Source organism: Suilimivivens sp. (assembly GCF_037359455.1).
Taxonomy (GTDB): domain Bacteria; phylum Bacillota; class Clostridia; order Lachnospirales; family Lachnospiraceae; genus Suilimivivens; species Suilimivivens aceti.
Genome location: NZ_JAXXXI010000022.1, coordinates 22,722 through 35,164, shown reverse-complemented (window position 1 = coordinate 35,164; position 12,443 = coordinate 22,722). Strand labels below are relative to the sequence as shown.

The 12,443-nt window shown below is 47.3% G+C and carries 12 protein-coding genes; all 12 read right to left on the bottom strand.

The window, feature by feature from the left end; genetic code table 11:
• Positions 1-265: 265 nt before the first annotated feature.
• Positions 266-475 carry a hypothetical protein gene (locus WJQ40_RS02970; protein WP_337537837.1) on the bottom strand — a complete coding sequence of 70 codons (210 nt, stop codon included), beginning with the start codon at positions 473-475 and terminating at the stop codon, positions 266-268.
• A gap of 1 nt (position 476) precedes the next feature.
• A complete protein-coding gene (locus WJQ40_RS02965) occupies positions 477-683 on the bottom strand; it encodes a hypothetical protein (protein ID WP_337537836.1) in 207 nt (68 codons plus the stop codon).
• A gap of 3 nt (positions 684-686) precedes the next feature.
• On the bottom strand, positions 687-2,957 hold the full coding sequence (locus tag WJQ40_RS02960) for a DNA internalization-related competence protein ComEC/Rec2 (RefSeq protein WP_337537835.1): 2,271 nt from the start codon (positions 2,955-2,957) through the stop codon (positions 687-689).
• Positions 2,958-2,990: 33 nt separating this feature from the next.
• Complete coding sequence (locus WJQ40_RS02955; RefSeq protein ID WP_118798739.1) at positions 2,991-3,947, bottom strand: GerMN domain-containing protein; 957 nt, start codon at positions 3,945-3,947, stop codon at positions 2,991-2,993.
• 11 nt (positions 3,948-3,958) lie between these two features.
• Positions 3,959-5,440 (bottom strand): HAMP domain-containing sensor histidine kinase, encoded by a 1,482-nt coding sequence (locus tag WJQ40_RS02950; RefSeq protein WP_337537834.1) that lies wholly within the window; start codon positions 5,438-5,440, stop codon positions 3,959-3,961.
• 9 nt (positions 5,441-5,449) lie between these two features.
• Positions 5,450-6,130 carry a response regulator transcription factor gene (locus tag WJQ40_RS02945; RefSeq protein WP_337405665.1) on the bottom strand — a complete coding sequence of 227 codons (681 nt, stop codon included), beginning with the start codon at positions 6,128-6,130 and terminating at the stop codon, positions 5,450-5,452.
• A 49-nt stretch (positions 6,131-6,179) separates the two neighbouring features.
• Entirely contained in the window at positions 6,180-6,911 is a 732-nt protein-coding gene (locus WJQ40_RS02940) for a helix-hairpin-helix domain-containing protein (protein WP_337537833.1), read from the bottom strand.
• A gap of 113 nt (positions 6,912-7,024) precedes the next feature.
• Positions 7,025-7,456 (bottom strand): DMT family transporter, encoded by a 432-nt coding sequence (locus WJQ40_RS02935; RefSeq protein WP_337537832.1) that lies wholly within the window; start codon positions 7,454-7,456, stop codon positions 7,025-7,027.
• Positions 7,457-7,534: 78 nt separating this feature from the next.
• Positions 7,535-9,058, bottom strand: coding sequence for an extracellular solute-binding protein (locus WJQ40_RS02930; protein ID WP_337537831.1), 1,524 nt, complete (start codon positions 9,056-9,058; stop codon positions 7,535-7,537).
• A 14-nt stretch (positions 9,059-9,072) separates the two neighbouring features.
• Positions 9,073-10,254 carry an aspartate aminotransferase family protein gene (locus WJQ40_RS02925; protein WP_337537838.1) on the bottom strand — a complete coding sequence of 394 codons (1,182 nt, stop codon included), beginning with the start codon at positions 10,252-10,254 and terminating at the stop codon, positions 9,073-9,075.
• Between the two features lie 34 nt (positions 10,255-10,288).
• Positions 10,289-11,191 (bottom strand): acetylglutamate kinase, encoded by a 903-nt coding sequence (gene argB / locus WJQ40_RS02920; RefSeq protein WP_337537830.1) that lies wholly within the window; start codon positions 11,189-11,191, stop codon positions 10,289-10,291.
• A 27-nt stretch (positions 11,192-11,218) separates the two neighbouring features.
• Positions 11,219-12,442, bottom strand: coding sequence for a bifunctional glutamate N-acetyltransferase/amino-acid acetyltransferase ArgJ (argJ, locus tag WJQ40_RS02915; RefSeq protein WP_337537829.1), 1,224 nt, complete (start codon positions 12,440-12,442; stop codon positions 11,219-11,221).
• Position 12,443: the final 1 nt, after the last annotated feature.

The following is a 12,443-nucleotide window of genomic DNA, read 5'->3' as shown; positions in this document are numbered from 1 at the left end:
TCTTCTTTCCTGCTCCTGGCGGGGCATCTCAGCCTGTTTTTCTCTCCCATGCCCCTTTTTCCTTCACATGCCCCGCCTGAACTCACTTTTCCCGCTTTTTCTCTTCTTTCCTGCTCCTGGCGGGGCATCTCAGCCTGTTTTTCTCTCCCATGCCCCTTTTTCCTTCACATGCCCCGCCTGAACTCACTTTTCCCGCTTTTTCTCTTCTTTCCTGCTCCCGGTGGGGCATCCCAGCCTGTTTTTCTCTTCCATGCCCCGCCTGCTCTCACTTTTTCTGCCTTTTCTCTTCTTTCCTGCTCCCGGCGGGGCATTCAAGCCTGTTTTTCTCTCCCATGCCCCGCCTAGACTCACTTTTCCCGCTTTTTCTCTTCTTTCCTGCTCCCGGTGGGGCATCCCAGCCTGTTTTTCTCTTCCATGCCCCGCCTGCTCTCACTTTTTCTGCCTTTTCTCTTCTTTCCTGCTCCCGGCGGGGCATCTCAGCTCCTTTTTCTCTTCCATGCCCCGCCCGGACTCACTTTTCCCGCTTTTTCTCTTCTTTCCCGCTTCCGGCGGGGCATCCCAGCCACTTTTTCTCTCCCATGCCCCTTTTTCTCTTCCATGCCCCGCTCAGACTTACTTTTCCCGCTTTTTCTCTTCTTTTCCGCTCCCGGCGGGGCTAGTATTACAAAATCCTCAATCCACACTCCTTATTCCCTCTCCAGATACCCCTCAATTTCCAGTTTTCCACGCCGGTTCACCGTCACTGTGACCGCTCCGTAATCCCTGGTGCAGAACCACCTTGTCCCAGCCTCTGACAGCCTCTCCAGTGTTTCTGCATGAGGATGTCCATAGAAATTATCCTTTCCGCAGGATATCACCGCTGCCTTTGGCTTCATAACAGACAGCACCTCTTTCCCGGTGGAATTCCGCGAGCCATGATGCGCCACCTTCAGTACATCTATCTGAGTGGCAAGCTCCTCTGTCATCTTCACCTCTTCCTCGCCTTCAATATCCCCTGTCAGGAGGAGAGATCTTCCCTGATATTCCATAAGCAGCACAGTCGAATAGGAATTATTATCTGATGTGTAAAGTCCCTTTTCCGGATGAAGGCAGTTCATTTGAAACTCACGATCCTTCCCGGCTTCTCCCTCATAAATATATTCCACAGGAACCTGATTTTCTTCTGCAAGCACTGCAAGCTCCTGATAAGCCTCATCCCTGGATTCCTCTGAAATATCCGGCAGCAGCAATGCTTTCACCTGAATCCCCTCTCCTTTCCCAAGTATCAAAAGCTCCCGTATCCCGCTGATATGGTCTTCATCCGCATGGGTCATAATCACACCATCCACCGTACCGATTCCCTGATATTTCAGAAAAGGAATCAGCCGGTATTCCCCCACTGCATTCTCTGAAGTACTGCCGCAGTCCACCACATAATTCTGTCCGTAAGGTGTTTCCACTACGATACAGTCTCCCTGTCCTACATCCAGGAAAGTCACCTGCAGCTGCCTGCACACAGCCCTTTCCATCCTTCCAGAAAAAACAAGCAATGCACCCGCGCTTAAAAGGATCAGCCATTTACCTTTCAGGGAAAGCTTCCTTTGATAAAGGATCAGAAACAATAATACGAGAAGATAAAGAATGATCAGAGCTGTTCCTGGTCTGCCGGTAACCTGCACAGAGAAAGGCAGGTTTTCCACCATAAGACAGGCGCTTTCATAAATTTCCAAAATTCCTGTGATCACAAACGAAAATGGTATGGCGAGTATCTCTGTCCGTTCCACCAGAATCAATAATAACCCACAGGGTAACAAAAAGCTCATCAGCGGAATCACAAGTAAATTCAGGAAGGTCGCATATACCGGCATCTGATAATAAAAGCACAGCTGCAGTGGCAGTCCTGCTGCCGTAATGGCACACCCCGGAAGCAGCCATTTTCTCAGCCCTTCCAGAAGCTTCCAGAAAATGCCATCCTGCCTGACAACTGCAGCAGCTTTCTTTTTCCCGTCAGATTGGGACAGTGCTTCTGTCTTCTTACAGGTCATTGCCGGAACCAGCAGTCCGATCGCCAGCACACAGCCGAAGGAAAATAGAAAACTGCTGCTGTAGAAATACCACGGCTGCTCTGCCAGGATCAGGAGCGCCGCCAGTGAAACTGACGTCAGAAGATCATACGTCCTCCCAAACATCACCGCTGCCATCTGTACCCCAAACATGATCAGCGCCCGCCTGGACGATACCGAAAAGCCTGCCATGCACCCATAGCCATACATGAAAAGAAAAGCTCCACCTGCACAGAACGATACCGGCAGTGCTGTTTTTCTGAGTACTTTATAAAAGGCCATCCCAATCAGCGATATATGAAGCCCCGAGATAGCCAGCAGATGGGCTATGCCATTTCTCTGATATCTTTTTTTAATCTCCCTGTCAAGCGCTTTCTTTTCGCCGAGCACCATTGTCTTCATTAGGGAAGCATTCTCCGGTGAAAGCTGCCTGTCAAAGGTTTCTGATAATCCTTTTCGAAGCTGAAACAAAGCTTCCTTTCCCTTTTGATACTGTTCTGATTTTTGCTGGATAATTACCTGATTAATCTGAAATGCTATTCCTGATATACGATAATAAGATCTTGCATCGAACTGCCCCGGATTTGAGGCTTTTCTGAAATTTCTAATCTTTCCTGTAATTCTGATATAACTTCCGAGCTTTGGAAGCTCCTGCCCCTGCTTTAAATAACAGAGAACCTTCTTTCCTTCTGCATCCTCCATTCCGGAAGCATTATCTGCTTCCAGGATCTCCAGATACACTATTTTCTTTTCTTCTTCGCCTGTCACCCATTCCTTGTCATATACCCTTCCTGTCAGGGTACATCCCTTCTCATCCCATTCCTTATCTGTTCTCCCGGTCATGCCGGTTACCGTTCCAAGGAAAATGAGCAGAATGAGCAGCAGGCAGAAACAGCTGAGTGGTCTTCTGCGCATGCTCCTCCTTTATCTGATTTTCTCCTGATACCGTTATTTCACCATATCCAGATTCCGTTCAAATACCGTAGACAGATTGATATTTTCCCTGTAATTCACGCTGGTTTCTCCGTTCACGGAAATCTGCACCTTATTCACACCGGTCAGCTCGATCAGAGAATTGGTGATCGCATAGATTGTTACTTCCGGTGTGACATTATAGATCTGATTCAGAAAACTGTCATCCAGATTAACATAACAAATGCCATCACGGACTGCTACACTGACAATTTTGGTTGCCGGATTTATGACCGGTCCATCTTTTCTTCCTGCAGCAAGCCCGGTATCATCTGCCTGCGGTCCTGCGATCAGTTCTTCCATGACAAGCCGCTCCAGTGAAATATTACTGTTATAGACCTTCGTGCGGCTGACTGCCTGAAGCCCTGTCCCATCTTCATCAGCAAAATACAGCTGAAGCTTCACCTTTTCGTAAGTATTGATCTCATTTCCCGCATTATCGATAAAGGTATCTGCACTCATAACACCCACAACACTCCCGGAAGCATCCACAAAAGGCTCTCCCTCCACCAGAAAGGAAACATACTGCACATCCTTCACCTGGGAAAGCGTTCTTACGATAGATGCCCGGTTCAGGATCTCTGTGATCATTTCCTGTTCCCGGTAGGCTGTATTAAAATCCAGGATCAGCTGTCCGTCCTTAAGCTGCATGGATAACAGCTCAAAGCTGCCTGCCAACGGTGCATGATACTGGAGCTTTTCCGGCACCGTTCCAAGCTGCGTGACCAGTTCTTCAAGAAGGCTGCCTACGTCTGTGTTCTCTGTCACATAGTCCTCTGAAATCACACCGGTTCTGTCATGGTTTACATAATATACTTTATAATGGTACTGATTCTTTTCTTCCTTCTCTTTGCCGCATCCTGTTATCAAAAAAAGAAACAGCATACAAAAGAAGCAGACCAGAATAGTCATTTTGCCCGTTAATCTTTTCATAAAAAACTCCTCTACAGCAGACTGTGTGTCAGCGGAATCTTCACAAGAAATCTGGTACCTTCGCCAAAGGTACTTTCCACTTTGATGGATCCTCTGTGAAGCTGTACGGCATTTTTCGTGATGGCAAGTCCGAGTCCGGTTCCCCCGATCTCCCTGGAATGAGACTTATCCACCCGGTAAAACCTGTCATAGATCCTGTTTAACGACTCCTCCGGAATACCAATTCCTGTATCTTCCACTGAAATGGTAAAATACTGGTGATCAGCATCCAGTGTCACAGTCACCTTTCCGTGTTCTTTATTGTATTTAATGGCATTTTCTATAAGGTTCGTAAGGATCAGTGACATTTTCACTTCATCTATCTCGGCGGTAACCTCTCTGGTACTGACAAGCAGAAGCTCTATATCCCTTTTTCTTGCAATGGGACGCATTCTTTTTAAAATGATCTCAGCCAGCTCATTCATATTGACACTGGTAATATTCAGTTCAGCCGCTGACTTGTCCATTTTTACAAGCGCCAGCAGATCATTGATGATCTTATCCTCCCGTTCGATCTCCTCTGCAATATCCTCAAGGAATTCCCGGTATAATTCCGCCGGCACATCCTGCTGCGCAAGAAGGGAATCAGCCAGCACCTTGACAGACGTGATAGGTGTTTTCAGCTCGTGGGATACATTCGCTACAAAATCCTGCCTGGAGCTGTCCATGTTCATCATCTGATTATGTAAAAGGTTAAACGCATTGGAAATATGCTCTGTTTCCTGGTAAGTCGGTACAGAAATATCTCCATCCATATGCCCGTTTCCGATCTCCATAATCGCCTTTGTGATCCGGTCAAACGGCCTGATCAGTACATTTGCCAGAACCCCCGCAATAGCAAATACAACTACTACCATAATGATCTCCAGGATCAGTGCTTTCCGGTTCAGCACATCCATGGTTGCCATGATGATATCCGTAGAAACACTGGTCAGCATAACACCTCTTGTCAGCTCCGTTCCCTCTGGCATACCCTCTGTCTGATTTTCTGCCGTTACTGTTTCCGTGATCGGTGTGGTAATCTCAATAAAGCCATTATTCCTGTCATACTTGGACATCCCTGTCCCCTTCAGACATTTAATGACTTCCTCTGATATAATGGTTTTTCCTTCACTGATTCCATAGGTATCTTTGATGATTTTCAGATTGCCGTTTATGATCAGTACACGGCCACTGTAAAGATTGGACAGCTGTTCGAGCTCTGCATTGATAACCTCAGAAGATGTGTCCTGCAGATAATTATAGGTGATCAGATGATTGGCAATGATCTTTAACTGATTCTGGACATCCGACTGCCGCACGTCAACAGCTCTTGCTTCATAATTCTGTAGAATTCCTGCCTTGATAATATAGGCGGGAACAAGCCCCATTAAGAGAATGATCAGAAACAGGCGTACCTTCAGGCTTCGCCAGATTCCCAGTTTCTTCAAAAAAGCAGTGATTTTCCTTTTCATAGCTGTCCTCTAGGCAAAGTAATACCCAACACCCCACTTGGTATGTACATATCTGGGCTCGCTGGGATTTTCCTCAATTTTTTCACGCAGACGACGGATATGCACATCCACGGTTCTTACATCTCCCGGATAGTCTATGCCCCATACCAGCTTAAGAAGTGCTTCCCTACTGTATACCTTGTTGGGATTCAGGATGAGAAGCTCCAGCAGTTCAAATTCCTTGGCTGTCAGATTGATCTCCCTGCCTGCTACATATACCCTTCTTCCGTCGCAGTCAAGACGCATATCCCCCCGCTCTATGATCTTCGTTTCTTCCTTTGTCTTCGGTGCGGTCCGTCTCATAATGGCCTTCAGTCTTGCCTTTACCTCCAGAATATTGAACGGCTTCGTAATATAATCGTCTGCACCGTACTCAAGTCCGAGGATCTTATCCATATCCTCACCCTTGGCTGTCAACATGACGATCGGCACAGAAGAAAACTCCCTGACCTGCTGACACACCTCAAACCCTGTCAGCCTTGGAAGCATCACATCCAGCAGTACAATATCATATTCTGTATCCTTTATCTTCTGCAGTGCCTCTTCTCCGTCATAGGCACATTCCACTTCCATACCGTCCTGTTCCAGACTGAACCTGATTCCCTTTACGATCAGCTTCTCATCGTCCACAACCAAAACCTTCTTCGCCATCTTTCCCTCTTTTTCTGCCGCTTCTGCGGCTTTCCGATTCCACACTGAATCATCCGGCAGTAATAAGATCCCTGATCTTTCCAAAAAGACCTTCCTTGATCCCTTCTACCTTCATAATATCCTCTATCTGTTCAAATTTTCCTGTACTTTCTCTGTAACTGATAATATGCCTGGCTTTTCCTTCTCCGATCCCGGGAAGTGTACACAGCTCCTCCATCGATGCCGTATTGATATTCACAAGTCCGTCTGCCGGGTCTGTTTCACTATCAGACTGCAAAAGAAGCTCTTCTGTCAGCGTATCCTTTCCTGCCTGCGAAAGCTCTCTGACCTCGTCCTCTGTCGGAATATAAAGCCGCGTTCCATCGGTAAGTGCCCCGGCCTGGTTCACATATTCCTCACAGGCCTCCGGCAAAAATCCACCGGCTGCTTCTACCGCCTGATACACCCTCGCATCCCCTGCAAGTTCATAAACACCCGGGTTCTCCACAGCTCCACAGACATGCACAAATACAGTCTGGCTGGCAGTTATCTGCTGACTGCTCTGCAGCTCCTGTTCCTCCTGGCCTGGTGCATCCAGAGTCTCTGATACCGGATCAAGGACAGATGCACTGTCTGCCTGATCAGTATGATCTCCCTTTCTGCCAAAATCGGATGTAGCACCAGCCTCCTCCGTATCCTGCTTTTCTTCCGAAAAAAGCTCAGTCCTGCGCTTCTCACATCCAAAAAGCAGACACCCGGCAAGAACCAGCATACCAAGCAATATCTTATGTTTCTTTTTCATCGTTCTACTCCTTCCTGCACATGACAAAAAGGCCCCCTGTATCACGACTGATTAATATTGTAAAGGTTTTTCACAGGTTGCGCAAGTGGTATTGACAACATAAAAATATGACCTTATTCCCATTTAAATACCACTATTCCCACAATAGCAGCTGCCATTCCGATCATCCTTCTGAAAGAAAAGGGCTGCTTCTCCACGCCAAAAATGCCAAACAGTTCAATCATATAGGCAGCAAGAAGCTGGGCAGTCACGATCAGCATGACCGCTCTTGCCGGTCCGAGCATTTCCATACTGCGGATCACTGTATAGGTGATAAATGCCCCTATGGCGCCTCCAAGGAGCATATACTTCGGTTCTACCCTTGTAAGCGTCACAAAAGAAGTCCTGTCTGTAAACAGCCAGGCACAGAAACAGACGATGAGGGCAGAAAGCTGGACAAAGGCACTGGCCACCCAGATACTGGACGATTTCGTGACACCTGTATTAAAAACTCCCTGTACACTCATCAATGCTCCGGAAATTATCGCAATCAAAAATCCAACCATATCAGAATCTCCTTACGTTTTTATCCGTAATGTATCCTGTATGGTTGGATTTTATACATAATCAGTCTGTCTGATCCGCTATTCTTCCGCCTGCCCTTCCTTCTGTGCTTCCTCCGTATAGTATTCTTCATCCAGATACTCTACATCTGTTTCTTCCTGCACATCTTCGATATAAACTTCTTCATACTCCCGTCCGGTCACCTGCTGCATGATCTGCTCCGACAATTCCTTCAGTGCGTCATTTGCGTCAGTTCCATTCCATACCTGGGAAAATACGCGTTCAAGCAATACCCAGAAATTACTGGTTTCGATCATTTTCGGCATGGACACAGAATTATCATAGGCTTCTGCAAACATGGAAAGCGCCTCATTTCCGTAATCTGCATCTCTTGCAGCCGATACCTTACCGCTTCTTGCATAAAGACTTTCATTGTATCCTGCTGTCAGGAAAAAGGCAAAATCATTGGCATCCTCCTGATGCGTCCCATAACCGTTCACTACTACACACTGCGTCATGGAAAGCGGCTTTGTCTCCCTGTCTGCATCAATATCAGGAAGAAGGGCGATCCCATATTCATAAGGGAAGCTGCCATCCTCCTCTGCCTGCTCCAGTGTACCGACCACATCTGAGGTTGCTACTGTAAATACCTGCCTGCCTTCCATAAATTCATGGATCACGCTCTCATAACTGATCTCACTGGTATCTATGGAAAAGAACTGGTTCAGTTCCTCATAGGCTCTCATATTCCGGATAGCATTCAGATTATAAATGTCAATCTGTGAAATATCATCTCCGGCAGCTCCACCCATCTCAATCGCATTGCCAATAAAGAAATAATTGTAGAAAATATCTGTCACATCCCATTTGAAGACACCCTCTACCGCTTCCGGTGCATCATAGCTGTCAGCAAAGGTCTTCATATCCTCCAGCGTCTTTGGGATGAGCTCCTGTACCCTTGCCTCAATCTCTTCATCCGAAAAGGAAGGCGTTTCCTCTGCCGTGTCCTGCGTGACATTTCCGGCATCCGCCTGCTGCTGTGCTTCTTCTCCTGCCGCTATATCTGCCTCTGCCTGAAGCCGACTCTCTGCCAGATCCTCCAGATATGTTTTATTATAGAGAAGCGCACTTGTTTCAAAATAAAAAGGATATCCGATCACCTTTCCCTGATAAGTAGCTGCTGAAAGTCCTGTATCCCTGTAGGTATCCCTAAGGGATGTCCTTTCACGAAGCCTTACCTCCTCTGCTAGTCCTGCCAGATAAGCCTTTTCCAGTGAATCATGGCTGAGGATATACAGATCCGGCAGCTCCTCTCCGGAAAGGGAAGCAGCATTGATCTGCTCCAGATATTCCGGTCCGGACTGCAGCACCGGCACGATCCTCACATCATGATTTTCATTGTACGTAACTGCTGCACTGGTAAGATAAGAGGTCAGTGCCTCGTCTGTATACCAGAGATACAGCGTATCCTTTTCTCCTGTAAAAGCAGGAAATTTTTCTTCCTGTTTTTCACTGACCTGCATGCCTGATCTGGCAATTCCAAAAGTCAGAAAAGCAACGGCTGCAAGAAGAAGTGCAGCCGCCAGTCGTTTCTTAAAACCCATAAATCATACTCCATTTACTGCAGACAGGACGTCAGAATCTCAATCATTTTGTCCACATTCTCCTCTTCAATGACAAGAGGCGGTACAAAACGGATGATATTCGGTCCTGCGTTTATCAATATCAGTCCCTTTTCCAGGGCTTTCCCTATGATATCACCTACTGGCCTGTCAAATACAAGTCCCTGCATCAGCTTGACACCTCTGCGTTCCGTGATGAAATCATACTTGTCAACCAGTTCGTCAAGGCGATTTGCCAGATAATCTCCGATCTGGTTCACATGTTCTATTATATGGTTCTCCTCAAATAAATCAAGTACCGCATTGATAGCTGCACCCGCAAGAGGATTTCCTCCATAGGTCGTTCCGTGGTCACCGCTTGTAAGAGAATGGGCAGCCACCTTTTCTGTCATCATAAAAGCACCTACCGGCACACCGCAGCCAAGCGCCTTGGCACTTGTCATGATATCCGGCTTAATGCCATATCTCTGCCATGCATAATACTCACCGCATCTTCCCATACCGCACTGGATCTCGTCAAGGATCATCAGAATGTCCCTCTTCTCGCACAGCGCCTTTACCTGCTTCATAAACTCTTCCGTGGCAGGATAAATGCCGCCCTCTCCCTGTACCGTTTCAAACAGGATCGCACAGGTCTTATCTGTCACCTGATCCAGAACACTCTGAAAATCATTTAATGTGGCAAAGCGGATATTTCCGATCATGGGTTCAAAGGCTTCCCGGTATTTTTTATTGCCTGTAACAGAAAGAGCCCCCATAGTCCTTCCATGGAAGGAATGCTCCATGGCAATGATCTCATGGTCTGTTCTTCCGTCCTTCAGATAAGCATACTTTCTTGCCGCCTTAATGGCTCCTTCAATAGACTCTGCCCCGCTGTTTGTGAAAAACACTCTGTCCATCCCGGAAATCTTTTTCAGCTTTTTGGCAGCTTCAATAGCCGGTATATTATAATAATAATTGGAAGTATGGATCACCTTGTCGATCTGCTCTTTCAGGGCATCATTGTAAATCTTATTTCCATAGCCAAGGGCAAATACAGCTATCCCTGCACAGAAATCCAGATATTTCTTTCCTTCCATGTCATAAAGGTAAACGCCTTCTCCCTTATCCAGCACCACCTGAAAACGGTTATACGTATGAAGGAGTGCTGCCTCTGCATCCTCTATATATTTCTTCATTGATTCCATGTCTGCCTATGTCCTTTCTTTCTGCCTAATCGTGCTGCTCCAGGAGCTGTTTATCCTCGTCTCTGAGGATCATGGTTCCCACACCGGAATTAGTGAAGATCTCAAGCAGGAGACAATGTGGAATCCTTCCATCAAGAATATGGACTCTGTTGACACCGTTCTTTACAGCAGATGCACAGTTTGCAAGCTTTGGCAGCATACCGCCGCCGATCACACCGTCACCTATCAGCTCCTCTGCGCCAGAAGCTGTAATCCTGGAAAGAAAGCTGCTCTTGTCATTAATATCTTTGTATAATCCTTCAATATCTGTCAGGAATACCAGCTTGTCCGCACTGATTGCTTTGGCAATCGCACAGGCTGCATCATCTGCATTGATATTATAGGTGGCAAACTGATCATCCAGACCAATCGGTGCAATGATCGGCAGGAAGTCCTTCTCCAGCAGATCATACAGGATCTTGGGGTCTACCTTTGTGATATTTCCGACATAACCGATATCCTGACCGTCTGCATATTTTTTCTCCACCTGCAGAAGTCCGCCGTCCTTACCGCTGATACCAACGGCCTTGACACCAAGCTCCTCCACCATAGTCACAAGCTGCTTATTGACTCTGGAAAGCACCATCTCTGCGATCTCCATGGTCTCATCATCTGTGACACGCAGTCCATTCACAAATTTTGCCTCCTTGCCAACCTTTCCTACCCATTTACTGATGGCCTTGCCGCCGCCGTGCACGATGATCGGTTTAAAGCCAACCAGCTTCAAAAGGGTAACATCCTTGATGACATTTTTCTGCAGCTCTTCATTGCTCATGGCTGAACCGCCATATTTGACTACGATGATCTTCCTGTTAAATTTCTGTATGTAGGGAAGTGCCTCGATCAGTACCTCTGCCTTCCGTAATACCTGTTCCATATCCTTTTCCATGTTCTTATCTCCCTGAAATCCCGGCTGTCAGCTCCGGTAATCTGCATTGATCTTTACATAATCATAGGTAAGGTCGCAGCCCCATGCTGTTGCACTCTCTTCTCCGTTCTTCATATCCACAACCACAGTAACCTCCGGCTCGGAAAGAATCTTTGTTGCCTCCTCCTCACTGTAGTCTGCTGCCACACCATCCTTGTAGATCTGTATCCGGCCGGCTTTGCTTTCAAAGAACAGCTCTATCTTCTCCGGATCAAAAATGACACCGCTGTAGCCAAGGGCGCACAGGATCCTTCCCCAGTTGGCATCATGTCCGTAGATCGCAGCCTTCGTCAGGCTGGAGCAGATAACAGCTTTGGCAAGAATACGGGCATCCTGTTTGGACGGTGCATGGATGACCTTTGTTTCAAAAAGAGCGGTTGCTCCCTCTCCGTCTCCTGCCATCTTCTTTGCCAGGGTTTCATTGATCTCATGGAGTGCCTCACGGAACGCTTCGTATTCCGGGCTGTTCTCCCTGATCTCCGGATTCTCTGCCATACCGTTTGCCAGTACAAGCAGTGTATCATTCGTAGAAGTATCTCCGTCTACGGAGATCATATTAAAGGTATCTACAACATCCTCCTTCACTGCCTTTGTCAGCAGCTCTTTGGAGATTACAGCATCTGTTGTCACGAAAGCCAGCATGGTGCACATATTGGGATGGATCATGCCAGAGCCCTTGCACATACCTCCAAGAGTTACTGTCCTGCCGCCGATCTCGATCTGCACAGCTGCCTCTTTATTCTTCGTATCTGTTGTCATGATCGCCCTGGACGCTCTCGTTCCTGCTTCCAGATCTCCCTGCTTTCCCTCTGTCAGCTTTTTAATACCGCTTACGATCCTGTCAATGGGAAGCTGCATGCCGATGACACCGGTGGATGCCACAAGCACCGCATTTTCAGAGATGGAAAGTGCCTCCGCCGCTGCCTTCGCTGTCTGCTCACAGTAGGAAAAGCCTTCCCTTCCGGTGCAGGCATTGGCGATCCCCGCATTGATCACAACTGCCTGTCCGTAAGGACTTTCCTCTACTACCTTCTTATCAAACAGCACCGGTGCTGCCTTCACCACGTTGCTGGTAAAGGTGCCTGCCAGTACACACGGCTTTTCGCTGTAGATCAGCGCCATATCATCCCTGTCTTTATATTTGATCCCTGCTGCCACAGCTGCTGCCTGAAATCCCTTCGCTGCCGTAACACCGCCTGTAATCTTTTTCATC